Below are 25340 nucleotides of genomic sequence, written 5' to 3' on the forward strand. Positions count from 1 at the left end.
TTTACGAAAAATTGACAATTCAACGATAATGGCAATTCTCTCCCAAACCGAAGCCCAGGATATTCTCAAGAAAGTCCTCAGCTTCAGCACCGCCGACGAGTGCGAGGCCAACCTCAACGGCAGCCTCGAAGGCAACGTGCGCTCGGCGCGCAACTCCATTAGCACGGCCGGGGCCGTGGACAACGTGTCGCTGGCCGTGACGTCGTATTTCGGCAAGCGCTCGGGCACTGCCACGTGCAACCAGTTTGACGAGGCTACCCTGCGCCGCTGCGTGCAGCGCGCCGAGGAAATCGCCCGGCTGGCCCCCGAAAGCCCCGAGCACATGCCGCTGCTGGGGCCGCAGAATTACCTGTCGTCGCCGCTTTCATACGCGGCCAACACGGCGGCCATTACGCCCGACTACCGCGCCCGCCAGATGGCGGCCAGCATGCAGTATTGCGACACCAAAAAGCTGTCGTCGGCGGGCTTTCTCAACGACTCGGCGGGCTTCGTGGCCAAGCGCAACTCGAAGGGCCTCGAAGCCTACCAACGTTTTACCAATCTCGATTTTAGCATCACGGTGCGCACGCCCGACGGCATGGGTTCGGGCTACGCGGCTACCGATTTCACCGACGTGGCGAAGTTCGACGCGGCACGCCTTACGGCGGTGGCGGCTGGCAAAGCGTCTTCTTCGCTGGGCGCTAAGGCCATTGAGCCGGGCAAGTACACCGTTATTCTGGAGCCTAATGCGCTGGTTTCGGCCGTTGACACCTCTTTGCTGGGCGCGCTGGCGCAGTCGTTTGACGCCCGCGCCGCCGACGAGGGCCGCAGCTTCCTGAGCAAGAAAGGCGGCGGCAATCGCAAGGGCGAAAAGCTGTTCGATGAGCGAGTTACCATCTATTCGGACCCGCTGAATGCCGAGGTACCTGACCTAACTTTCGCCCAGGATGGCCGCCCGCAGCAGCGCACTACCTGGGTAGAGAAGGGGGTAGTAAAGAACCTATACAGCTCGCGCTACTGGGCTGAGAAAAGCGGGATTCCTTCGCTACCCAACCCCGGCAACTTCATCATGGAAGGCGGTACCCAGAGCACCGCCGACCTTATCAAAAGCACTAAAAAAGGTATTTTGGTGACGCGCCTGTGGTACATCCGTCCCGTGGACCCGCAAACGCTGCTCTACACCGGTCTCACCCGCGACGGCACGTTCTACATTGAGAACGGCGCTATCAAGTTTCCGGTTAAGAACTTCCGCTTCAATGAGAGCCCGATTATCATGCTCAACAACTTGGAGGCCATCGGCCGGCCGGTGCGCCTGGGCGGCAACCTAGTGCCGCCGCTAAAAATCCGCGACTTCACCTTCACCAGCTTGTCAGACGCGGTGTAACGTTTGGGGCGGAACGGCAATACCCGGCAGTACCGGGCCAGCCCTACCCCCTGTTGCGGAGCGAAGCAGCTCCGACGCGCAAAAAAGAGCGGCCGGGCAACCAGGCCGCTCTTTTTTGCATCTGCGGCGAGTAGCTTCGCGGCAACCTTTTCCTAACCAGCCACCTTACTTTTTTCTGCTATGAACAGACGCGACTTTGTGGGCCTCACCGGCCTAGGCGCTACTGCCTTGCTGCTACCCTCGCTGCCGGGCTTCGGGGCTAAGCTTGTGGACCCCAGCCGCTTGCTGGAGCCGGGTGCCGACACCATCCTCAAAAAGCGCCTGGCCGACGCGGCCCTGAACGCCGCCAAAAGCGCCGGGGCAAGCTACGCCGACGTGCGCATCGGGCGCTCGCTCAACCAGTACGTGTTTGCCCGCGAGAAGCAGGTGCAGAATATCGTGAGCACCGAGAGCTACGGCGTGGGCATTCGGGTGCTGGTGAACGGCTGCTGGGGCTTTGCCTCCACGAGCGTCGTGACCGAGGCCAGCCTGGCTGCCACCGCGCGCCTGGCCGCCGAAATCGCCAAGGCCGATGCCAAGGTACAGAAGGAACCCGTGCAGCTGGCCGCGCAGCAGGGCTACGGCGAAGTGACTTGGAAAACGCCTATTCAGCAGAGCGCTTTCGAGGTGCCGGTGAAGCAGAAGGCCGACTTGCTGCTGGCCGCCAACGCGGCGGCGATGGACGCGGGTGCCAACTACATCAACTCGGCGCTGTTTCAAGTGAATGAGCAGAAGTACTTTGCCAGCACCGATGGCTCGTACATCGACCAGGACGTGCACCGCCTGTGGCCCACGTTCAGCGTAACGGCCGTAGATACCAAGAGCGGCAAGTTCCGCTCGCGCGAGGCGCTGAGTGCGCCGGTGGGCCTGGGCTACGAATACCTCACGCCCAGCGCCACCGAGCAGGTGCGCGGCCCGCAGGGCACTGACACCGTGGGCTATAAGCTGCGCTACGACATCCTGGCCGATGCCGCGCTGGCCGGCAAGCAGGCCAAGGCCAAGCTGGGCATGAAATCGGTGACGCCGGGCAAGTACGACCTCGTGCTTGACCCCGGACACCTGGGCCTGACCATCCACGAAAGCGTGGGCCACCCCACCGAGCTCGACCGCGTGCTGGGCTACGAGGCCAACTACGCCGGCACCAGCTTCGCTACCTTGGAGTGGAAGGCCAAAGGCCTGCCCTACGGCTCGAAAGAGGTCAACATCGTAGCCGATAAGCTGCAAACCGGCTCGGTGGGCAACGTGGGCTACGATGACGAGGGCGTGAAAACCAAGGAGTGGGACATCATCAAGGCTGGTAAGCTGGTGGACTACCAGAAAATCCGGGACCAGGCGCACATTGTGGGTCAGAAGGCGTCGGATGGCTGCTGCTACGCGCAGTCGTGGGAGGACGTGCAGTTTCAGCGCATGGCCAACATCAGCCTCAAGCCCGGCCCTACCCCCCTGAGCGTGGATGAGATGGTGAGCAAGGTGGACAAAGGTATTTACATTGCCGGCGCGGGCTCATTCAGCATTGACCAGCAGCGGTTTAACTTTCAGTTTGGCGGGCAGTTGTTCTTCGCCATTGAGAAGGGCAAAATCACGGAGCCGCTCGAAGACGTGGCCTACCAGTCGAACACCCAGGAGTTTTGGGGTGCCTGCCAGGGCTCGTGCGACCAGCGCGACTACCGCCTGTTCGGCACTTTCTTCGATGGCAAGGGCCAGCCGGCCCAGGTATCGTCGGTGAGCCACGGCTCGGCCACCACGCGCTTTAACGGCGTGAACGTCATTAACACGGCGCGGAAAGTTTAGTCCCTACCCCCCTTTAGCATCTTGTTATCATGGCTATTTTCTCCAAAGACGACGCCCAGGCTATTCTGAAGAAAGTGCTGAGCTACAGCACCGCCGACGCGTGCACGGTGGGCCTGAGCGGGCGCACGGCCGGCAACATCCGCTACGCCCGCAACAGCGTGAGCACGGCCGGTGCCCAGGACTCGGTGTCGCTCACCGTGGAGTCGAGCTTTGGCAAGCGCTCGGGCATTGCCACCTGCAATGAGTTTGACGATGCCACGCTGCGCCGCTGCGTGCAGCGGGCCGAGGAAATCGCGCACCTCGCCCCCGAAAGCCCCGAGTACATGCCGCCGCTCGAGCCGCAGACGTACCTGAGCCCGCCCTCGTCGGCTACTACCCCCCTCACGCCGGCCGGCCGCGCCCAGGCCGCCGCCGATAGCATGGCGCTGTGCGCGGCCAAAAACCTGGCCGCCGCCGGCTTTCTCGATGGCGGCACGCGCTTCACGGCGCTGCGCAATTCGAAGGGCCTGGAGGCCTACCAGCAGTCGACCAATACCGATTTTTCGGTGACGGTGCGCACGCCCGACGGCCGGGGCTCGGGCTACGCCATTGCCGACGTGACGGACGTGGCCAAGCTGAATACCAAGGCCTTGACCCAACGCGCTGCCGATAAGGCCACCGGCTCGCTGGGTGCCAAGGCCATTGAGCCGGGCAAGTACACCGTCATTCTGGAGCCGGCCGCGCTGATGGCCGGCGACGACCTTTCGCTGCTCGGCGGGCTGATGTACAGCATGGGCGCGCGGGAGGCCGACGAGGGCCGCAGCTTTCTGACCAAGAAAGGCGGCGGCAACCGCAAGGGCGAAAAGCTCTTCGACGAGCGCATCAACATCTACTCCGACCCCATGAATGCCGAGGTGCCCGGCCAGGCCTTCGACGGCGACGGCCTGCCCACGCAGCGCATGAGCTGGGTGGAGAAGGGAGTCGTAAAAAACCTGTATTACTCGCGCTTCTGGGCCCAGAAAAACAACGTGGTACCCAACGCCTTCCCCAGTGGTTTCATCATGGCGGGCGGCACGCAGAGCACCGCCGAGCTGATAAAGGGCACTGCCAAGGGCATTCTGGTGACACGCCTGTGGTACATCCGCGAGGTGGACCCGCAGACGCTGCTCTACACCGGCCTCACCCGCGACGGCACGTTTTACATCGAAAACGGGGCCATTAAATTCCCCATCAAAAACCTGCGCTTCAACGAGAGTCCGATTATTATGCTCAATAATATTGAGGCCATCGGCCGGCCGGTGCGCCTGGCCGGCTGCCTGGTGCCCCCGCTCAAAATTCGGGATTTCACGTTCACAAGCCTGTCGGACGCTATTTAAAAACTAAAAAAAGAACGTCATGCAGACCATTCTGCATGACGTTCTTTTTCTGTGCACGATTCAACCAAACTCACCTACAGTTTGGGTAGCTGGAAGGCGGCGTAGAACTGGAACACCCGGTTGTGGAGGCTGGGGTCGTTCACGCCTTGCAGGTATTCTGCCTTGTTGATGTCGTTGAGGCCCGCGATGAAGCGGCCGCCGACCCGCACGATGGGACCGAGCTTGAGCCCTACCCCCCCGCAGAGCGCAAAGTCGCCGCGCTTATAGTTGTCGGTCGCGGACTGGTCCACGTCGCGGAACAGCACTTGGCCGCTGGCCCCGCGTATCTGCACGGTGCCCTGCTCATTGGCTCCCACCAGCAGGCCAAACTGCGGCCCGGCCTCCACGTAGAGCGGCCCGAAGGTGGCCTTGATTAGAATCGGCACGGCCACGTAATTGAGACGCGTGGTATAATTGGTGGCGGTAAAAGCACCCTTCAACTGCGAGCCCTGCAAGGAATACAGTAGCTCGGGCTGGATGGAAAGCGGCCCAATCAAGTGCGCCTGGTAAAAAATACCGGCGTGGAAATACGATTTGTAGGTGGCATTTTCGCCGACGCGGCCGCTGAGTACGGCCTCGCTCAGGCCGCCTTTAACCCCGAACTGGGCGTGGGCCTGGGTAGCGAGCAGTAGCGTAGCAGCCAGGGCAATGTATTTGGTTTGCATTGAAAATGAATAAGTTAAATGAGCTAAACAAGTTGAGATGCCCGCGCCTGCCGGGGCAGCGGCCCTACCCTAACGCGGGGGAAGACGCTTTTGGGGTATACAAAGGTTGCAGCCGCAAGTTTGGCACGGCGGCCGTGAGCACGCCGTGAACGCCGGTGGTGCAACCCTACCCCCCCTTTTTTCGCCTATTTTCGCTCATGCCTACCCCCTTCACCTTCGTGCGCCTCAGCTACCACTCCGGCGACTGGGATGCCGTGGACGAGCGCATGCCCGCCAACCTGCTGCACTCGCTGGTGGAGTATACCACGGTGCCCGTGGCACCGCAGGAAAAAGTGGTGGCCCTCGACAGCCCCGAGCTGTTTGGCTACCCCTTCTGCTATTTGAGCGGCCACCGGCTGGTGCAGTTTTCGGCCCAGGAAAAAAAGAACTTCACGCAGTATGTGCGCAACGGCGGCTTCGTGTTCGTGGACGACTGCAACCACGACATCGACGGCCTGTTCGCCCGCTCCTTTGAGGAGCAGATGCGGGTGTGCTTCGGGGCTAATGCGCTGCAGAAAATCCCGAAAACCCACCCGATTTACACGCAGTTTTTCAAGTTCAAGGACGGCCCACCTAACACGGGCTTCGAACTGAATGGCTGGGGCGACGACCTGGTGCACGACTACCTCAAGGGCATCACCATCCATAACCGCTTGGGCGTGCTGTATTCCAACAAAGACTACGGCTGCGAGTGGGACTACGACTTCCGAAACAAGCGCTTTCTGGCTGAGGATAATACCAAGTTTGGGGTTAATATTTTGCTGTATGCGCTGAGTTGAGCTGATTAAATAAGAACGTCCTGCAGAGCGTAGCGCAACATCTCGCTGGAAGTCGTTCGCACGATTGAATTACTATCCCACGCGAGATGCTTCGCTACACTCTGCAGGACGAACAAGCTACACAACATGACCGAACAAGACGTAAAAACGCTGCTCGCCAAGCTGCCTATCCTCAAAGCCGAGATTGGCAAGGTTATCGTGGGCCAGTCGGCGGTGCTCGACGAGGTGCTGGTGGCGCTGCTGGCCGGCGGCCACGCCCTGCTGGAAGGCGTGCCGGGCCTGGCCAAAACGCTGCTCGTGCGCACGCTGGCCTCGGCCACCGATTTGTCGTTTCGCCGCATCCAGTTCACGCCCGATTTGATGCCGACTGATATTCTCGGCACCGAAGTTTTGGAGGAAGACCACGGCACCGGGCACCGCTCGTTCAAGTTCAACCCTGGCCCCATTTTCGCCAGTCTGGTGCTGGCCGATGAGATAAACCGCACGCCGCCCAAAACCCAGGCCGCGCTGCTGGAGGCCATGCAGGAAGGCCACGTAACCTACGCCGGCCAGGAACACGCGCTGCCCAAGCCGTTCTTCCTGCTGGCCACGCAAAACCCTATCGAACAGAGCGGTACCTACCCCCTGCCCGAGGCTCAGCTCGACCGATTTTTGCTGTACGTGCGCATCGGCTACCCCTCTGAGCAGGAAGAAATGGCGGTGCTCAGCGGCACCACCGGCACGGCGCGGCCCGAGGTGCAGCCCATTCTGGGCGGCGAGGACATCCGGCAATTGCAGCAATTGGTGCGGCAAGTCAGCCTCAGCCCCGAGCTGCTGAGCTTCGTGAACCGGCTGGTGCGCGCTACGCGCCCGGCCACGTCGGAAGTCAAGTTTATTAAGGACTATGGCCGCTGGGGCGCGGGGCCGCGGGCCGGCCAGGCGCTGATATTGTGCGCCAAAGCGCGGGCACTGCTGCAAGGCCGCTTCGCCGCCACGCTGGATGATATTCGGGCGCTCGCGCCGCCGGTGCTGCGCCACCGGGTCCTGTTGAATTTCAATGCCGAGGCGGAGAATCTGACGCCCGATGATGCCGTGGCGGAGTTGCTGAAGGCTGTGCAAGTTTAAACTCGTTTGTCATTGCGAGGAGGAACGACGAAGCAATCTTTCCTTCACCCTTGGCCAACGCTCGCAAATGCGAAGGAAGGATTACCTCGTCGTTCCTCCTCGCAATGACAATTATTCTATGCTTTCTCCCGAACTCCTTTTCGCGCTGCGCAACCTGCCGCTGGCCGCCCGCCAGGCGGCCGAGGGCTTTTTGGCCGGCGCGCACGCCAGCCGGCGGCACGGCGCGGGCATGGAGTTCAGCCAGTACCGGCCCTACCAGCCCGGTGACGACCTGCGCCGCCTCGACTGGCGCTTGGCGGCGCGCTCGGATAGATACTACTTGCGCGAATCGGAAGTCGATACTAGCTTGGTGGTGAACCTCGTGCTCGACGCCAGCGCCAGCATGAACCACCGCGACGACAACGGCCTCACCAAGCTCGACTACGCCCGGCTGCTACTGGCCGCGCTGGCCTACCTGGCCCAGAAGCAGGGCGACGCCGTGGGCCTCACCATCTTGCGCCCCGGCGCTTTGCAGCACTACCCCGCCCGCGCCGACACCCGGCAGCTGCCGCGCCTCTACCACGCCCTAGCCACGGCTGAGGCCACCGGCACCTTCCCCGACACGGCCACGCTGGCCCCGCTTACGGCCCGGCGGCAGCGCGCCCTCACGGTGTGCGTGAGCGACTTATATGAGGAAGCCGGCGAGATAAACCACCTGCTGGCCCGCCTGCGTGCCACTAGTGGCGACGTGCTGCTGCTGCACTTGGTGGCGGGCAATGAGCTGAACTTTAGCTACAAAGGCCCCGTGACTTTTCGCGACCTAGAAACCGGGCAGACGCTCCAACTCGATGCTGACCAGCAGCGCGCCGGCTACCAGCAGCAGTTGCGCCAGTGGCTGCGCGACACGGCCCAGGCCGCCCGCCAGCAGGGCCTCGACTACCACCAGCTCAGCACCGCTGAGCCGCTGGATGGTGCGCTGCGCGTGTTTTTGAAACGACGTCAGTTGATGAGCTAACCTTTCTACCGCGGAAGACGCGGAAGATTTTCGCGGAAGTCGCGGATGTTGTTCTTCCGCACCTTCCGCGAAAGTCTTCCGCGTCTTCCGCGGTAAAGCCTCTTAGCACTTACCTAGTAGAACTCCTTGCTTACCCTCACCAACTCATCTGCGCTCTTAGCCTTCCTTGGCTTGCTGGTGCCGCTGGCCATCCACCTTTGGAACCGGCGGCCGGGCCGCGAGGTGGCGGTGGGCAGCCTGCGCTGGCTGGCCGCCGGGGCCAACCGCCGCCTGCGCAACCTGCGTCTGGAACAGCTGTGGCTGCTGCTGCTGCGGGCCGCGGTGCTGGCGGTGCTGGCCGTGGCGCTGGCCGGCCCGGCGTGGCGGCAGGTGCGGCCGGCCGGCCGGGGCCAGGTGCTGGTGAGCCCCACGCTGGCCGATGGCAGCAGCCTGGCGGCCGTGCGCCCCACCCTCGACTCGCTGCGGCGGCGCGGCTACCAGTTGCGCTGGCTGGCGGCGGGCCTACCCCCCCTCACGGCCACCGAGTGGCAGCGCGACTCGCTGGGCCGGCCGGTCGCTATTGCGCTGGCTGACAACCACTACTGGGCCCGCTTGCAGCAGGCGGCGGATTCGTTTCCGGGCCAGCCGCTGTACGCCGTGACGCCGGCCGCGCTGCGCGGCTTCGGCGGCGCGCACCCGGCACTGCCGGCTAACCTGACCTGGCAAACTATCCCGGCGCGCACGGCTACCAACTGGCTGCAGGCGGCCAACGCCAGCGCCGATAGCCTGCGCCTGCTGCTGGGCCACAGCGATGAGAAGCAGACGACTTTCCGCACGGTGCGCGTGGTGCGGCCCCGGCCGGGCGCGTCGGTGGCCGTGGCCGGCCTACCCCCCTTGCGCTACGAAACCACGGCGGGCGGTGCGCGGCTGCGGCCCGTGGCGGCCGATTCGGGCCGGGCGCAGGCGGCGGTGCCGGTGGTGGACGGGCCGCTGCGGGTGTACCTCTACGCCACGGCTGGCTACGCCGATGATGCGCGCTACCTGCGGGCGGCACTGCGGGCGGCGGCGACGGGCCTGGCCCGGCCGCTGGCGCTCACCGTCAGCCCTACCCCCCCCGACCCGGCCCAAGCCGCCGACTGGCTTTTTTGGCTGAGCGACAGCCCGGTGCCGGCCGCCTGGCGTGCCCGCGTGCCGCGGGGCCTGCACCTGTGGCAGGAAGCCGCCGGGCCAGGCATAGCCGACACCGCTACGCTGGCTACCATCGAAACTGCCGACGCCGCGCCCATTCGCATCTTGCGGCGGAGCCAGAAGCCGATAGGTGGCCAAATCCGTTGGGCTGATGGCCGGGGCCGGGCCGTTCTTTCCGAAACGCCCCAGGCGGCCGGCGCGGTTTACCAATTGGCTACGCGCCTGAACCCGGCTTGGAGTAAATTAGGCGATAGCCCTGAATTGCCGGCGCTGCTGCTGAATTTACTGGCCCCCGAAACCCGCTTGGGGGTTGATTCTGCGCTGACCGCGCACGACCAGCGCCGCCTCGACCTGGCGCAGCTGCCAGCCCAGGCGGTGCGGGTGGCCAACGTAGCAGCCGCGCCGCCTGTGGCCTATCGCTTCGTTGATTTGCGGCCGTGGCTGGTGCTGCTGGTGGCGGTGCTCTTTGGCCTGGAGCGCTGGCTGGCGCTGCGGCGGTCGGCTTCTACTTCTTCTCTTTCAGCATGATGCAGGTAGCTTATCAGACAGCAACGGACTTGAGCGCCGCCCGGCAGCATTTGCGGGCGGCGGGGCGCAGCTACGCGGGGCGGCGGCTGGCGGCGGTAGCGCTTCCCACGCTAGCGGGCCTGTTGCTGCTGGGTGTGCTGGCGGCGCGCTGGCCGGCGGGCCAGCCGGGGCTGCTGGTGGGCGCGCTGGCGGTGCTGGCCGTGGCCGCCTGGCAGCTGTGGCCGCTGCGCCGGCTGGGTCCGGCCACCGTGGCTCGGCAGCTCGACCGGCTGTTTTCGGAGCTGGAAGACAGCGCTGGCCTGCTGCTGCACGAGGCGGCGCAGTTGCCATTTCTGGGGCAGCTGCAGCAGCAGCGGGTGGGCCAGCGGCTCGGTGAGCTGGCGGCGACGCAAGCGCCACTGCTGCCGGTTTCTTTCAAAAGCTCTTTACTAATCAGTGGCTTATTATTGATTAGCGGCGCGGTGGCTTGGTGGCTGCCGGCGCGGCAACCGGCGGCAGCGGCAGCAGCCGCGGTGGCATTGCATTTCACGCCCGACGCGGGCCGGCCGGTGCCGATGGCCGCGCCGCGCATTACCAAAGTCGAGCTGCTGGTGACGCCGCCGGCCTACACGCAGCGGCCGGCATTTGTGCCGACGGCGGCCTCGTTTCAGTGCCCGCAGGGGTCGCGGGTGCGCTGGCTGGTGCGGGTGAATAAGGCGGCCGGGGCCGCGCCGGTGCTGGAATTAGGCAGCCAGAAACTGACTTTGCGGCCGGTGGCGGGGCAGCCTGCGCAGTTTATGGCTGAGCAGGTGTTGAGTGCTTCGGCGCTGTACCGGCTGCGCTTCGCGGGGCAAACTTCCGATGACTACGCCATCGACGTGCGGCCCGACCAACTACCCACTATTCGCATTCAAACCCCTAAACCCTATACGCTTATTGCGGCAGTAGGCACCCGGCCCGAGGTGCCGATAAAGGCCACGCTGCGCGACGACTACGGCCTGACCCGCGCCGAGCTGGTCATTACCGTGGCGCAGGGGCAGGGCGAGGCGGTGAAGTTCCGGGAGGTGCGCCGCGACCTGAGCGCGGCGCTGGGCGGCCAGCCGGGCGAGGCCACGGTGGGCAGCCTGCTAAACCTGCCCAAGCTGGGGCTGACCTACGGCGACGAGCTGTATTTCTACCTGCAAGCCCGCGATAACAACGGCCAAACGGCGCGCTCCGATGCCTTTTTGGTGCAGTGGCAGGACACGGCCGCCGCCACCAGCGCCATTGATATGGGCCTGGGCGTGAACACCGCGCCGGCCTACTTTCGCTCTGAGCGCCAGATAATTATCGATACCGAAAAGCTGATTGCGGAGAAACCCAAGCTGACGGCCGCCGAGTTTACGAACCGGGCCAACGCGCTGGGTTTCGACCAGCAATCGCTGCGCCTGCGCTACGGCAAGTTTTTGGGGGAAGAAGCGGAAAAGGGCTTGGGCGTGACAGCCGGCCCGCCCACCGCCGATGAGCCGGCGTCTCCCACGGCGGACGCCCCGACCGCCGACGCGCCGGCTGAGGCTAAGGTCCCTACCCCCCCCACCGAGGCCGATGACGACCACGACCACCACGAAGCGCCCGCCGGCCGCAATGCCTCGCAAACCGCCGCCACCGACGCCCTGACAGACCCCTACATCCACAAGCACGACGACGCTGAAACCGCCGACTTCCTGGAGCCCGCCGTGAAGGCCAAGCTCCACGCCGTGCTCGACGAGATGTGGGCCGCCGAGCTGCGCCTGCGCACCGGCCAGCCCGCGGCGGCCCGGCCCTTCGAGTACCGCGCCCTGCGGCTGCTCAAGCAGGTGCAGCAGCAAACCCGCGCCTACGTCAAGAAGGCCGGCCTTACCCCTACCCCCCTGCCCGAGGCCACGCTGCGCCTCACCGGCGAGCTGAAGGGCGCGACGGCCCCGCAACGCCGGGAAACAGTGGCGGCCCCAGCTACGCAGCCCACCGTGCGGGCCGCCCTGCGCTGGCTGGCCACCCAGCACGGCCAGCCCGCCCGCCCCGCCGATGCCGCCGCGCTGGAGCAAGCCGGGGCGGCACTTGCCCAAGCCGCTTTGCAAAAGCCCGGCCTCTACCTGCCGGCTTTGCGGGCGCTACGCCAGCTGGCCACCGACGCCCGCGCCGGCCGCGTGCCCTGCGCCAGCTGCCTCGCGCCGGCTCAGCGCGCGCTCACCGATTTGCTGCCCGCGCCCGTGCCGACGGCCGCGCCAGCGGCCACGCCCGACCGCCTGGCCCGCCGCTACTTTGAGGAATTGGGGCGGTGAGGGTTTTCCACTTCCTGCTACCCGGCACCCGGCGGGAAGTTGCTGGCCCTGAGCTTAAACCGAATAATCCCAGCCGCTACCCTCTTACCTGAGCGCAACGACTGGGACCAGTCTGCGAGCCGTTCGCCTGGCTTATACGGCTACGCTGTCAATGCCTTTTTGCACGGCAGTCGCCTGAAATTCGGGTAGCTTCACGCCTTCGGCGCGGGCCACGGTGACGTCGGTGAGGCCCAGGAAACCGAGCATCCAGCGCAGGTAGGGCGTGGCGAAATCGTAGGGCTGCATCGGGCCTTCGGAGTAGATACCGCCGCTGGCCACCGCCACGTACACTTTCTTGCCCGTGATGAGCCCCTCCGGGCCGTTGGGCGTGTAGCGGAACGTGATGCCCGCCCGCGTCAGGTGGTCGAGCCACGACTTGAGCGAGGCGGGGATGCTGAAGTTGTAGAACGGCACCCCAATCACGAGAGTGTCGGCCGCCATGATTTGCGCGATGGCTTCGTCAGAATGGCGCACGGCCTGCTGCTGCTCGGGCGAGCGGCCTTCGGCGGGCGTGAAGTAGGCCTGTAGGTGGGCTTCCTCCATGTAGGGCAGCGGGTCCTTGGCGAGGTCCCGCACGACGACCGTGCTGCCAGAATGCGCGCTTTTGAGCTTGTCGATGATACCCTGGCTGAGTTGCGTGCTGTGCGACTTGGTGCCCTGGGCGCTGGAAATTATTTGCAGAATCTGCATGAGATAAGGGGTAAAAAGATGGAATGACAGGCGAGCTACTGCCGCTTGACTTACCGGCCTCCACCGCGGCTCGCCAACTAAGCGGTCGGGTAGGCGGTTTGGTAGTCTGATTACCTCAAGCAACCAACCAGCCGTTTGTTCGGGCCTTTCCCCAACTGCAGATTACCGGGTGGTAGCCTGATTACCAGCTGGTAACCAGGTGGTTTGGTCGCTCAGTGTTTCTCCCATCTCTCCCATGACCAACTCCGAAATCTCTTCATGCGCGCACACGATGCAAGCCTTGCGCCACGCCTCGCTGGTCGTTAGCAGCAAGTGGAAACTCCAGATTATTGTCGCGCTGCTGGCGGGCACCCAGCATTTTCGCGGCCTGGAGCGGGGCGTGCCCGGCATTTCTACCAAAGTGCTGGCCAAGGAGTTAAAGGACCTGGAAGCGCATCAGTTCATCGCGCGCACGGTGTATCCCGGCCCGCCCGTGGTGGTAGAATACCACGCCTTGCCGTATGCGCGCTCGCTCGACCCCGTTATCGCGGTCTTAAAAGAGTGGGGCCTGCAGCATCAGGAGCGCCTGGAAGCCCTGGAAGCTGCGCCAAGAGCCGCGCCGGTAATGTAAATCGGGAAGAAACGCTGGCTGATATTCCCCCGGAGGCGGCAGCCGTGGCATCGCGTGCAACTAAGTGAGCCAATAAATGGACTATGCCACCAGGTACTTACTGGTTCTAAAAGGCGTAGTTTCTGGACTGATATTAAAATTTATAAGTAAATGTATTTTTATAAATAAACATCAAACTTCTGCGAGGAAATTTTTAAAAAGAAACTTATAACCTACTTCTGCGAATTTCTGCGTTCGATTCCTTGCCGACTGTTTCCTACCCCCTGCTCATTGCCCTGGCTTGCAGCTTACTAGCCCTGGCGCTAGCCACAATCGCCGCCCGGCGCGCCGACCGCCGCCGGCTGGTGCCGCGCCTGCTGGCCAGCCTGGCGGCCCCGCTGGCGCTATACTTCACGGCCTACCCGCCCCAACGGTCGGTGCCCGCCGCCCGCGCCGAAGCCATCGTCCTCACCCCTGGCTACCAGCCCGATACGCTGCGCCAACTGCTGCGCCGGTTGGGGCGGGGCACGCCCGTTTGGGCCTATGGCACGCCGCCGCCCGCCCGCGCCAAGGCGCTGGGCAGCCTGCTGGCCCTGGCCGAGCAGCGCCCCGCCTTGCGCCGCCTGCACCTGCTGGGCGCGGGCCTACCCCCCGCCGATTTGCCGGCGCTGGGCGCGGTGCCCGTGGTGCGCCACGCTGGCCCGGAATACGTTGGCTTTGCGGCTGCTAACTGGGCGCGGCAACTCACGCTGGGCCAGCGCTTTGAGGTAGAAGGCGCGGTGGTAGGCGACGGCCCCGCCTGGGTTAGCCTGCAAGCCGAAGGCGCTGGGCGCGACTCGGTGCGGCTGGCGGCCGGGGGTAGCTTTCACCTCAGCTACCAGCCCAGAGTGGCCGGGCTGACGCGCTACGCCGTGGTGCTGCGCCGCGCGGGCAGCGTGGCTACGGAGCCGCTGCCGTTGGAAATCACCACGACGCCCAAGCCGGCCGTGCTGCTGCTAGCCGCCGTGCCGGGCTTCGAATTTAAATTTTTGAAAAACAGCCTGGTCGCCCAGGGCCGGGCCGTGGCCCTGCGCACCACCGTAAGCCGCAGCCTAGTGCAGACCGAATTCGTGAACCAGCCGCCGCAGCCGCTCGACCACCTCACGCCGGCGTTGCTGGCCCGCTACGCCGTGGTGGTGGCCGATGCCGCCACCCTGGCCGCCCTACCCCCCGGCGAAAGCCAGACGCTGCGCGCCGCCGTGCAGCAGGGCCGCCTGGGCCTGGTGCTGCTCGCCGACCCTACCCCCCTGCCGGCGGCCGTACCCGCCCGCGCCGACTTTGTAGTGCAGCCGCTGCCGGTGGCCGGGGCCACGGCCCAGCCGCTGGCCTGGCCTGATGCCCCGGCATCGGTGCGGGCGCTGCTGCCGGCGCGGCTGCGGCCGGGGGCGGCGCTGCGGCCGCTCATCACCGGGCCCGGCGGGGAGCTGGTGGCGGCCGGCCGGCGCTACGGCCTGGGCGCGGTCGTGGTGTCAGTAGTGCCCGAAACCTTCCGCTGGGCCTTGCAGGGGCAGTCGGCGGCCTACGTCTCCTTTTGGAGCCAGCTGCTGACGGCCGCCACGCCGCCGCCCGCGCCCGCCGCCACCTGGCAGGTGCTGAGCCGCTGGCCGCATCCGCGCCAGCCCCTCACGCTGCGGCTGGCCGGGCCGCGCCCTACCCCCCTGCCCACGGCGCAAGCCCTGGCGGGCGGCCACGCCGTGGCCCTGGCCCTGGCCCAGGACACCCGCCTGCCCGAGTGGAGCACCGCCGAATACTGGCCCAGCACGGCGGGCTGGCACCAGGTGCGCGGGCCGGGCCGCACGGTGCACAGCTTCTACGTGTACGACTCAGCGGCCTGGCGCGGGCCTATTTTACGGGAGAATGAGCTGGCGCTGGCTACCCGCGCCGCCAGGGGTAGGGAGCTGCCACTGGCTACCATCCTAGTGCGAGAGCCGTGGCCGGCGGGCTGGTTTTTCGGGCTGTTTTTGCTGGCAGCGGGCTTTTTGTGGCTAGAAGAGAAGCTGTAGCTGCCTAAAGCGCCGCCTGCTTCTGCTTCCTCTGCGCAAGCCTCAGCGGCTTCTGCGGGCTCAAAACACCAGCGGCTTCACCATCCTTTTAGCTTTATACCGATGACTTAGCGTAAGTCATCGGTATTTTTTTAAGGCTAATGCAACCGCCGCGCCGGGTGGCCGGTCAAGCCCCCGAACGCCGCCGCTACCGGGCCAGTCGTCGATTAGTATTGCGTATGGCTGTTGCTGTCATTTCTGAAGCCTTACTGGCGGCGTGCCGCCGGGGTGAGGAAGCGGCGCAGCTGCAACTCTACAACCAGCTGGCCTATGGCCTGATGGGCGTGTGCCTGCGCTACTGCCCCAGCCGGATGGAGGCGGAAGACGCACTGCAAAACACGTTTGTCAAAATCTTTACCCGCCTCGACCAGTACCGGGGCGATGGCCCCTTTGAAGCGTGGGCGCGGCGCATTGCCGTGCACACTGCCCTGCACGCCGTGGAGCAGCACCGCCTGCGCCACCCCACCAGCGGCGGGGCCGCCGACCTTGACGGCTCCGCCGCCCACCTACCCAGCGCCGACCCGTCGGCCCTCGACCAGCTTGCCGTCGCCGATTTGCTCCGGCACCTAGCGGCCCTACCCCCCGGCTACCGCGCCGTGCTCAATCTCTACGCCATTGAAGGCTACTCGCATTCCGAAATCGGGCAGCTGCTGGGCATCTCGGAGGGCACGAGCAAGTCGCAGCTGGCTCGCGCCCGCCAGCTGCTTGCCTCCCGCATCGGTCTGGCTCATTCCAAGCTCTCCTCGTCCTCGTCATGAACGAAAACCCCACCCCTAACCGCCCCGATGATGACGCCAGCGACCCATTGCTGACCGCATTGCGGCAGCGCCTGGGCGACTACGGCGCGGCCCCGCCGCCGGATGCCTGGGCCGGCATTCGGCAGCGCCTGCCCGCGGCAGTGGCGGCGCAGCCCTGGTGGCGGCGGCCCCGCCGGCTGCTACCGCTACTGGCCGTGCTGCTGGGGCTGCTGGCCACTACCGGGCTACTCGTGCGCCGGGCACGGCCAGCCAGCCAACCGCTGGCGGCTGGTACTATAATGGGGAAAACCCGGCCGGCTACTCCGGCTGGCAGCCAGACCACTACCGCTGGCAGCACCAAATCGCAGCGCGCAATTTCTTCATTAAACACTGATAATCAGAACTTTTCATCTAATCAGAATTCTTCCTCAACCCGCGCTACTGCCAGTTCCCCGGCCAGGGTAGGAGCCACGCTGCCTTCTTCCCCGCTGGCGAGCCGGGCAGCTAGTGGCAGTCCGGCCAGGCCAACTGACCGGGCTACTTCCCTGGCGCGGCGCGGCCAGGGCGCTACGCAGAGCCAGCAGGCCACGCAGAAACAGAAGCTATTAATAGTGGCAGGCAGTAGCCGCCGAACCAAGTTCCCTACCCCTCTGCGTGAGGAGCAGTCGCCAAGTGAAACAACCAGCCGGGGGCCGTTTGCACGGCGTGGGCAATTGGCACGGCGGCTTGCCGCCCAGCCCCGGCCCGCGCGCAGTGCCCTACCCCCGCGCGCTGCCCACCACGGCCGGCACCAAGTAGCTTTTGATTCGGAAAAATCTTTGCTGGCACAAAATTCCCGTCTGACGGCTAAACGGCGCAAACCTTCCGCCGATAATTTTAGAATAGTTAGAATAGCTAGTACCAGTCAGTCATTGCTTTCGGGACAGAATTCGCGCTCCCAGGTAACAACTGCGGCAAGCACAAGCCTATCTCATTCTGGGCAAGCCGTTGATTCTCTTACGCTTGCTAGGACTGTTTTGGGCTTAATGCCGCGCCTGGGGCTGCCCGCGCCCTTGGTGGCGGGGGCCGACTCGCCGCGCATGCCCTACCCCCCGGTGCGGCGCTGGTCCCTGCTGGCGCTGGCGGGGCCCACGCTCAGCTACCGCACCATCGGCCCCGCCCCGGTCACTACCACCGGCTACCCCGATTTTGCCCACCTGGAGCGGCCCGCCGCCGGGCTGGGGGCGCAAGTGCAGGCGCGGCGGGTGCTGTCGGGCCGCTGGGCGCTGGCCGTGGGGGTAGGCTATCAGGAATACGCAACCCGCCTGGCTTTACAGCCCGCCGATTCTGGCTCGGCTCCCATTCACCAGCGCGATACCTACCGACTCTTGACGCTGCCCGCGCAGCTGAGCTACGCGCTGGGTGCGCCGCGGGGCCGGCTGGCCAAGGCGCTGCTACTCGGGGCCGAGGTGGGCTGGTACCGGGGCGGCCGCAGCACCGAGGGCAGCAACTGCGGCTGCCAGCAGCAGACCTATACCGCCCCGGATAGCCTTTACCGCCCCTGGAGCCTGGCCCTGAGCCTGGGGCTCGATTTGCGCTACCGCGTGGGCGGCCCGGCCTCGCGCTGGCAGTGGGTGGTGCAGCCCACCGGGCGCTACGTGCTCAGCCCGTTCGTGCGGCCGGGCGCGGGATTTTCACCGCGCCAACCCTTCAGCCTGGGCCTGCTGACTGGTTTTTCCTGGGATATCCGCTAGGGAAGTAGGGCCGGCCGGTAGCTTCATTTCGAGCTACTCTCTTTTTTTCCTCCTTTTTTTACTTTTCTATGAAACGCTTTCTTTTGCTCGGCATGGCCGGGCTACTGCTGGCAACTAGCTGCCGCAAAGACGACCCTATAGCTTGCCAGCCGCCAACGCCGCCCGTCACGCCAGTAGCGCCTTCGCCGCCTACTTCCGACTTGTCACTAGCCGAGTTTACGCGCCGCTACAGTCCTCGTCCTCAGTATTATGGCTTTAATTTAGGAAACTTCCAGACTGTTAACACTTGGGGAGGTGCAAAACTGACTTTTCCGGCCAATTACTTTAACCTACCTAACGGCACACCGGCCCGCGACTCAGCTTTATTGCGGGTTCTGGAGCTATACACCGTGCCGGATATGGTGCTGGCCGATATGCCAACCCGTCCATACGGGACTCAAAATCTATTGATTTCAAGTGGCGAATTCAATATTCAGGTGCAGCAACTCACGACGCGACTTGTCCCTAGTAGTAGTGCTTCTTCCTTACCCGTACTGCTGGTACCCAAGCTGAGCGGCCAGGATTCTACGCAGCGGCAGCAGCTCTGGCAGCAGCCCGTAACGCAAGGCACGTTGCAAGGGTGGCAAACCTCGGCGGCCTACCCGGCAGTCCAAACGATGACGAAGTTCTACCGGGCTACCATCCCGGCCGACTCGGTAGGCTGGTGGAGCATTGCCCACCCTTGGGCAGCCTACGACACCCCTGACCTACCAACCATAACAATAGCTACTCCAGCCACGACTGCTGGCGAAACGCGAGTGTATGTGCGGCCGGTAGGGGCTACTGGCCTTTTGCGCCTCGTGCCCACCAGCAACGACGAAACGCACTGGCAGGCTACCCTACCGCTGGGCGCGACTATGCAGATTATTGTCCTTCAGTCTGTTGGTGGACAGTTATACTTTGGCGCTCAGCAATTTATTGTGCAAAGTGGGAGAGGTCTTACGCCTAACGTCTTCGCTGTGAGTGAGACCGATGCCGTACGGTTTATCCGGCAATTATAAAAATCCTTTGGCAATCTGTTTTTCAGCAACGCTGTTTCTTATGACCATATTTTTGCGTTACCCTACCCTGCTGCTGGCCTTGTAGCTGGGGCTGCCGCGCCTGCTGCCGGCCCAGGTGCTGGACCCAGCCTTTCACATTCCGGCCATTTACCGGGAGGCTACGGTGAATGACGCGGCCCGGCAAGCGGATGGCCAGTATGTGGTGGCGGGCACTTTCACGCGGGTAAATGGCTAGCCCATTGCCCACTTGATTCGCCTCGATGCCACAGGTGCGATAGATGCCGGCTTTCAGCAAAACCTGAGCGGAGCCGCGGTGCAGGCCCGTAAGGTATACCCGCTGGCCAACGGCCAGCTGCTGGTGCTGGGCAACTACTTGGCCGGGGCCACGCAGCGCAACAACCTCTTCCGGCTCAACGCCAATGGCACGCTGGACCCGACGTTCACGCTCGCGCCGCTGGGCCCCTACCCCGGCGTGGCCCAGGCCCTGGCGCAGCCCGACGGCCGCGTGCTGCTGCTAGGCTCCTTTAACAGCAGCAATGCCGAGCTATACCGCCTGCTGCCCGATGGCTCTCGTGACCCCAGCTTCACGACAACGCTGCAAACATTTTCGCAAAACCCACAGATGCTTTTGCAGCCCGATGGCAAAATCATCTTGTGCGGAGATTTAAGCCAGGTAAATGGCAACCAAGCTTTCTTTTTTGCGCGGCTCAATGCCGATGGCAGCACCGACGCCAGCTACCACCCTGCGGCGTACACAAACAACCGACTCTACCTCAATACCATTGCCCTCGACGCAAACGGGGCACTGCTGGTGGGAGGCGAAGCTATAAATGTGGTAGGTGGCCGGAAGCAAGCCGTTTTTCGCCTTTTGCCAACGGGTGCCCTCGACCCAACTTTCGCGCTCGACGCCAGCCTGCTACCCCGCAGTTGCTCGCGCCTGGCCGTGCAGCCTGGTGGCCAAATCGTGGCGCTTTTTGATACTTATGCATCTAGCGCCAATGGCACGATAACCAATTATCCCTTTCGCGACCAACTCGTGCGCCTGCTACCCAGCGGTGCCCTCGACCCCACCTTTCAGCCGGGCAGCGGGCCCGATTTCACGTTAGCTACTATTCGCAGCCAGGCCAACGGCACCCTGCTGACGTGGGGTAGCTTTCACAACTTTGATGGGCAGCGCCGCACGCTGGCGTTGTTGCAGCCGAGCGGGGCGCTCGACGCCAGCTTTGCTCCGCTGCTGCAAGAGCCTGGCCGCGTGCAAAATATTTTGCGCCAAGCAGATGGCAAGTTGGTACTCACCGGTGCTTTTAACACTGTAGATGGCCACCTAACTGATTGCGTAGCGCGCTTGCTGCCCACTGGGCAGCCCGACGTGTCCTTCTCTTGGCGGCAGCCTGCCAGCGCCACCCTAGACCTATCGGCCGCCGCTATTCAAGCCGATGGGCAACTACTGCTAGCTGGCTCCACCGCCTCCTCTAACATTGGCGGCAGCAATGTGCCGTTCTTTTCACGGCTCACTACTACCGGCACGCCCGACGCCAGTTTTGTCCCGGCCATTACGCTAGGCGGCATTCGGCTACTAGCCGAGCAAGCTAGTGGGCAAATACTGGTAGGCGGAAGCTTAACGGATGTAGCGGGCAAGACCAACCTTACTCGCCTCACTGCTACGGGCAGCGTGGACCCCAGCTTCTCGCCACCAGCCAACCAACCGGTTGTTTACAGCGGATTGGTGCAGGCTAATGGCGCTATTGTATGTGCGGTGTCAGCTTCTAACTCCACCAACTACCCCTATAGCCAGACTATTGAGCGCCTACTAGCAAATGGCGCACCCGACCCAACCTTTGCTTACTCGCCATTAGCTCCTGCCACCAATATTCACTTGGAAGGTGTTTTTCAAGTGCCCGCTGCGGGAGGTTACGTAACGAGCGGCGTATTTAGCTCCAACCAAGTACTAGGGCGTCTCACGGCAACTGGCACTAGCGTAGCTGGATTTGCTACCCCCTTTCAGTCTATTCCAGGACCCGCAGACCCTGAATCGGGGGTAGCCACGGTGGCAGCGCAGAGCAACGGCCGGCTGCTGGTAGGTGGCCACATGCGGCAAAGCTCCATCTCCAGCTTCAGCTCACCCGTCACGGCACTGGCGCGGCTGGAGGCTAACGGCCAGTTGGACCCTTCTTTTTCAACTACATTCATTGCAAACACTTCCGCTGCCTATGGCTACAATGAAGTGAATAGCGTGGTCGTTCAGCCCGATGGCACCACCTTAGTGGGTGGCTACTTTTCAGCAGCCGGTGGCCAGCCCGCGACGGGGCTCGTTCGGCTACTGGTCCCTACTCCCTTGGCAACCACCCCAGCCAAGCGTAGCAGTGCCAGCCTGGAGGCTTGGCCCGTACCGGCGCACGACGTGCTGCACCTGTCACTTACGGCCGCCGCCCGGCCCCAGCAAGTACTGCTACTCAATACCCTTGGTGAAATAGTACTTAACCAGCCCGCTTCCCGACTAGACCTAACGCTCAACACAGCTGCCCTACCCCCCGGCATGTACCTGCTGCGAGTGGAGTACGCCGACGGCGTAGCCACCCGCACGGTAGTACTGGAATAGCTTAAGAGCATTAAAAAGCCCCGCCGGACATTCCGGCGGGGCCTTTCAAGCTTCTGGGCTAACCTCAGACTTTGATTTCCACGTCAACGCCGCTGGGCAGTTCCAGCTTCATCAGCGCGTCCACCGTCTTGCTGCTGGTCGAGAAAATGTCCACCAGACGCTTGTAAGTGCAGAGTTGGAATTGCTCCCGGCTCTTCTTGTTCACGTGGGGCGAGCGCAGCACGGTGTACTTCTCTTTTTCCGTAGGCAGCGGAATGGGGCCGCTCACGATGGCACCGGTCGCCTTCACCGCTTTCACGATTTTCTCGGCCGACTTATCGACCAAGTTGTGGTCGTAGCTTTTCAGCTTGATTCTGATTTTCTGGTTCATGGTTGGAAGAGGCCGATTGCCTCAGGTTATGACAAGCTGAGAAAAAACTATTTGCTACCCTTTACTTTGGCAATAATGGCATCCGCCATGTTTTGCGGCACCATTTCGTAGTGCGAGAAGGTCAGCGAAGCCGAGGCGCGGCCCGACGACAGCGTGCGCAAGTCGGTTACGTAGCCAAACAGCTCCGACAGGGGCACGTCAGCTTTGATAACTTGGGCACCGCCCTTGGTATCCATGCCTTTCATCAGACCACGGCGACGGTTCAAATCGCCGGTTACCGGGCCGGTGTACTCGTCGGGGCAAACTACTTCGACGGCCATGATGGGTTCCAGCAACCTCGGACCAGCCTTGCGGGCAGCCTCGCGGAAACCACCACGGGCGGCGAGTTCAAACGACAGGGCGTCCGAGTCAACGTCGTGGAAAGAGCCGTGGTACAAGCGCACTTTCATGCCTTCAATCGGGAAGCCGGCCAGCGGACCCTGCTTCATCGCCTCCTCAAAGCCTTTTTGAATGGGCTGAATGAATTCGCGGGGGATTACGCCGCCCACGATGGCGTTGTCGAACTCGAAGCCGGGCTTTTCGGGCTCGGTCTCTTTCGGACCCAACTCAAACACGATGTCGCCGAATTTACCGCGGCCACCAGTCTGCTTCTTGTACGTTTCGCGGTGGTCTACTTTCTTGGTCAGAATCTCCTTATAGGCTACCTGCGGGGCACCCTGGTTAATTTCAACCTTGAATTCACGACGCATCCGGTCGATGATAATCTCTAGGTGAAGCTCGCCCATACCGCGCAATACGGTCTGGCCGGTTTCTTCATCCGTGTTCACGCGGAGGGTAGGGTCCTCCTCAATGAGTTTGGCGATAGCCATACCCATCTTATCCACGTCGGCCTGCGTCTTAGGCTCAATCGCGTAGCCGATTACCGGCTCCGGGAACGACATCGACTCCAGCACCACCGGATGCTTCTCGTCAGTCAGCGTGTCGCCGGTCTTGATGTCCTTGAAACCAACGCCCGCCGCAATATCGCCAGCCTGAATGCTGTCGATTTGGTTTTGCTTGTTGGAGTGCATCTGCATGAGGCGCGAAATCCGCTCCTTCTTACCAGTGCGGTTGTTCAGTACATACGAACCACCATTCAGCACGCCCGAATAGCAGCGGAAGAAGCACAAGCGGCCCACGTAAGGGTCGGTTGCAATTTTGAATGCCAGCGCGGTGAACGGCTCCGTATTATCGGGATGACGCTCTACTTCCGCCCCGGTGTCGGGGTTAGTACCAATAACGGCAGGCATATCAAGCGGCGAAGGTAGGTAGGCCATTACGGCATCCAGCATCGTCTGCACACCCTTATTCTTGAAGGCCGAGCCGCACAATACGGGCGAGAACTTCATGTCAATCACCGCTTTGCGGATAACGACCATCATTTCTTCGCGGGTAATGCTTTCCGGGTCCTCGAAGAATTTCTCCATCAAAGTATCGTCGTACTCGGCTACGCTCTCGATAAGCTTCTCGCGCCACTCGGCTACCGTGTCCACGAGGTCTTCGGGAACTGGCACTTCGTTGTACGACTTGCCCTCAGTCGCGTCGTCCCACACAATGGCTTTGCCCGTGAGGAGGTCAACCACGCCCTTGAAGGTATCCTCCGCGCCAATCGGGATTTGCAGCGGCACTGGATTCGCACCGAGTTTATCCTTGATTTCAGCAACAGCCTTGAAAAAGTCCGCGCCAGCGCGGTCCATCTTGTTCACAAAGCAGATGCGGGGCACGCTGTACTTGTCAGCCTGCCGCCACACCGTTTCCGACTGCGGCTCTACCCCCGATACGGCGCAGAACAGGGCCACGGCCCCATCAAGCACGCGCAGCGAGCGCTCCACTTCCACCGTAAAGTCCACGTGACCGGGGGTGTCAATGAGATTGATTTTATACTGGTGCGTGTCGGGAATCGAGTTGCCCTGCGCATCCGTTGGGTAGTTCCAAAAGGTAGTGGTGGCCGCCGAGGTAATGGTAATACCGCGCTCCTGCTCCTGCTCCATCCAGTCCATCGTCGCGGCTCCGTCGTGCACCTCCCCAATCTTGTGGGTTTTGCCGGTGTAGTACAGAATACGCTCCGAAGTGGTCGTCTTGCCCGCGTCAATGTGGGCCATGATGCCAATATTGCGCAGGTATTGTAGCTCTTTGTTGACTGCCATTACAGTGAATGATTTAGTGAACAAGCGAATGAGTGAACCGGCTGAACAGTTCCGCTTCCGAAACCACTCACCCATTCACTCATTCGCTCATTCGCACCTGATTAGAATCGGAAGTGCGAGAAGGCTTTGTTCGCCTCGGCCATGCGGTGGGTGTCGTCTTTCTTCTTGACGGCAGCACCTTCGCCTTTAGCAGCGGCGATGATTTCGCCGGCCAGCTTGTCCTTCATGGTTTTTTCGCCGCGGCGACGCGCGTACTGAATCAGCCACTTCGAGCCCACGGCGATGCGGCGGTCGGCGCGCACCTCAATCGGCACCTGGAAAGTAGCGCCACCTACGCGACGGCTCTTCACCTCTACGGTCGGCATTACGTTGTTCAACGCTTTGCGCCACATTTCGAGGCCGCTTTCCTTGGTGCGGGTTTCTACCTGCTCTACGGCATCGTAGAAGATGGTGTAGGCCAGGTTTTTCTTCCCGTCATACATCATGTAGTTGACGAAACGGGTCACGAGCGTCTCCTTGAACTTGGGGTCCGGCAGGAGAATCCGCTTTTTGGGTTTTGACTTGCGCATGGTTTATATAGTTGTCAGTTGTTAGCTGCCAAGTAAAAAGGTGCGGGGCAACTGGTGCCCTACCCCCCTTTTACTCAGCAACTGACAACTAATAAATTACTTCTTTTTAGCGGGTGCGCCCTTGCCACCTTTACCAGCGGCTGCGGCGGGCTGACCGGGCTTCGGGCGCTTGGCGCCGTACTTGGAGCGGCGCTGCAAGCGGCCGCTTACCCCAGCCGTGTCGAGGGCACCACGGATGATGTGGTAGCGCACGCCTGGCAGGTCTTTTACCCGGCCTCCGCGAATGAGCACGATGCTGTGCTCCTGGAGGTTGTGGCCTTCACCGGGAATGTATGCGTTCACTTCCTTACCGTTGGTAAGGCGCACACGGGCCACTTTGCGCATAGCCGAGTTCGGCTTCTTAGGCGTGGTGGTATACACGCGAGTGCATACGCCCCGACGCTGCGGGCACGAATCAAGAGCGGGCGACTTTGACTTGGTAGTCAACGCTTCCCGGCCTTTCCGTACTAGTTGGTTGATGGTTGGCATTTAGCGATTGGTTGAACAGGAGCCGTTTGCTCCCAAA

At 63.0% G+C, this 25340-nt stretch carries 21 protein-coding genes; 15 read left to right on the top strand and 6 right to left on the bottom strand.

Annotation, left to right across the window (positions count from 1 at the left end; all coding sequences use genetic code 11):
- Positions 1–28 precede the first annotated feature (28 nt).
- From LC531_RS16150 to LC531_RS16160, 3 genes are all read left to right on the top strand, one after another.
- Entirely contained in the window at positions 29–1363 is a 1335-nt protein-coding gene (locus LC531_RS16150) for a TldD/PmbA family protein (protein ID WP_223652076.1), read from the top strand.
- 180 nt (positions 1364–1543) lie between these two features.
- Entirely contained in the window at positions 1544–3193 is a 1650-nt protein-coding gene (locus LC531_RS16155; protein WP_223652078.1) for a TldD/PmbA family protein, read from the top strand.
- A gap of 29 nt (positions 3194–3222) precedes the next feature.
- Positions 3223–4548 carry a TldD/PmbA family protein gene (locus tag LC531_RS16160; protein WP_223652080.1) on the top strand — a complete coding sequence of 442 codons (1326 nt, stop codon included), beginning with the start codon at positions 3223–3225 and terminating at the stop codon, positions 4546–4548.
- A 74-nt stretch (positions 4549–4622) separates the two neighbouring features.
- On the opposite strand, the gene LC531_RS16165 is transcribed toward LC531_RS16160, so the two are convergent.
- Positions 4623–5252: a porin family protein gene (locus LC531_RS16165; protein WP_223652083.1), complete on the bottom strand. Its 630-nt coding sequence runs from the start codon at positions 5250–5252 to the stop codon at positions 4623–4625.
- A 5-nt stretch (positions 5253–5257) separates the two neighbouring features.
- On the opposite strand from LC531_RS16165, the gene LC531_RS16170 reads away from it, so the two are divergent.
- From LC531_RS16170 to LC531_RS16195, 6 genes are all read left to right on the top strand, one after another.
- Entirely contained in the window at positions 5258–5401 is a 144-nt protein-coding gene (locus tag LC531_RS16170) for a hypothetical protein (RefSeq protein WP_223652085.1), read from the top strand.
- 48 nt (positions 5402–5449) lie between these two features.
- Positions 5450–6070 (top strand): DUF4159 domain-containing protein, encoded by a 621-nt coding sequence (locus tag LC531_RS16175; RefSeq protein ID WP_223652087.1) that lies wholly within the window; start codon positions 5450–5452, stop codon positions 6068–6070.
- Between the two features lie 126 nt (positions 6071–6196).
- Positions 6197–7174, top strand: coding sequence for an AAA family ATPase (locus tag LC531_RS16180; protein WP_223652089.1), 978 nt, complete (start codon positions 6197–6199; stop codon positions 7172–7174).
- Positions 7175–7292: 118 nt separating this feature from the next.
- Complete coding sequence (locus LC531_RS16185) at positions 7293–8168, top strand: DUF58 domain-containing protein (protein ID WP_223652091.1); 876 nt, start codon at positions 7293–7295, stop codon at positions 8166–8168.
- A gap of 126 nt (positions 8169–8294) precedes the next feature.
- Entirely contained in the window at positions 8295–9863 is a 1569-nt protein-coding gene (locus LC531_RS16190) for a BatA domain-containing protein (RefSeq protein WP_223652093.1), read from the top strand.
- Positions 9860–12142 (top strand): DUF4175 domain-containing protein, encoded by a 2283-nt coding sequence (locus tag LC531_RS16195; protein ID WP_223652094.1) that lies wholly within the window; start codon positions 9860–9862, stop codon positions 12140–12142. Before LC531_RS16190 ends, LC531_RS16195 begins: the two co-directional genes overlap by 4 nt.
- Before the next feature lie 132 nt (positions 12143–12274).
- Here the strand turns inward: LC531_RS16195 and LC531_RS16200 are convergent, their stop codons facing one another.
- On the bottom strand, positions 12275–12871 hold the full coding sequence (locus LC531_RS16200; protein ID WP_223652096.1) for an FMN-dependent NADH-azoreductase: 597 nt from the start codon (positions 12869–12871) through the stop codon (positions 12275–12277).
- A 235-nt stretch (positions 12872–13106) separates the two neighbouring features.
- Between LC531_RS16200 and LC531_RS16205 the strand changes: the two genes are divergently transcribed.
- The 6 genes from LC531_RS16205 (at position 13107) to LC531_RS16230 (ending at position 21650) form a co-directional block, all read left to right on the top strand.
- Positions 13107–13481 carry a winged helix-turn-helix transcriptional regulator gene (locus tag LC531_RS16205; RefSeq protein ID WP_223652098.1) on the top strand — a complete coding sequence of 125 codons (375 nt, stop codon included), beginning with the start codon at positions 13107–13109 and terminating at the stop codon, positions 13479–13481.
- A 242-nt stretch (positions 13482–13723) separates the two neighbouring features.
- Positions 13724–15502, top strand: coding sequence for a hypothetical protein (locus LC531_RS16210; protein ID WP_223652099.1), 1779 nt, complete (start codon positions 13724–13726; stop codon positions 15500–15502).
- A gap of 218 nt (positions 15503–15720) precedes the next feature.
- A complete protein-coding gene (locus tag LC531_RS16215; protein WP_223652101.1) occupies positions 15721–16299 on the top strand; it encodes an RNA polymerase sigma factor in 579 nt (192 codons plus the stop codon).
- Complete coding sequence (locus tag LC531_RS16220) at positions 16296–18011, top strand: hypothetical protein (RefSeq protein WP_223652103.1); 1716 nt, start codon at positions 16296–16298, stop codon at positions 18009–18011. Before LC531_RS16215 ends, LC531_RS16220 begins: the two co-directional genes overlap by 4 nt.
- A gap of 68 nt (positions 18012–18079) precedes the next feature.
- Complete coding sequence (locus LC531_RS16225; RefSeq protein ID WP_223652105.1) at positions 18080–19051, top strand: hypothetical protein; 972 nt, start codon at positions 18080–18082, stop codon at positions 19049–19051.
- A 247-nt stretch (positions 19052–19298) separates the two neighbouring features.
- The gene (locus LC531_RS16230) at positions 19299–21650 is read left to right on the top strand and encodes a T9SS type A sorting domain-containing protein (RefSeq protein WP_223652107.1); all 2352 of its coding nucleotides are present in this window, start codon (positions 19299–19301) and stop codon (positions 21648–21650) included.
- 64 nt (positions 21651–21714) lie between these two features.
- Here LC531_RS16230 and rpsJ read toward each other — a convergent pair whose 3' ends face one another.
- The 4 genes from rpsJ to rpsL all read right to left on the bottom strand — a co-directional run bounded on the left by rpsJ (position 21715) and on the right by rpsL (position 25303).
- Entirely contained in the window at positions 21715–22020 is a 306-nt protein-coding gene (gene rpsJ / locus LC531_RS16235) for a 30S ribosomal protein S10 (RefSeq protein ID WP_068340426.1), read from the bottom strand.
- A gap of 47 nt (positions 22021–22067) precedes the next feature.
- Complete coding sequence (fusA, locus tag LC531_RS16240) at positions 22068–24206, bottom strand: elongation factor G (RefSeq protein ID WP_223652109.1); 2139 nt, start codon at positions 24204–24206, stop codon at positions 22068–22070.
- 101 nt (positions 24207–24307) lie between these two features.
- Complete coding sequence (rpsG, locus tag LC531_RS16245) at positions 24308–24775, bottom strand: 30S ribosomal protein S7 (protein ID WP_133656894.1); 468 nt, start codon at positions 24773–24775, stop codon at positions 24308–24310.
- 96 nt (positions 24776–24871) lie between these two features.
- Positions 24872–25303 (bottom strand): 30S ribosomal protein S12, encoded by a 432-nt coding sequence (rpsL, locus tag LC531_RS16250; RefSeq protein WP_068340417.1) that lies wholly within the window; start codon positions 25301–25303, stop codon positions 24872–24874.
- Positions 25304–25340: the final 37 nt, after the last annotated feature.

Origin of the sequence: Hymenobacter psoromatis (assembly GCF_020012125.1) — a bacterium.
In the GTDB taxonomy this organism is placed as follows: Bacteria; Bacteroidota; Bacteroidia; order Cytophagales; family Hymenobacteraceae; genus Hymenobacter; species Hymenobacter psoromatis.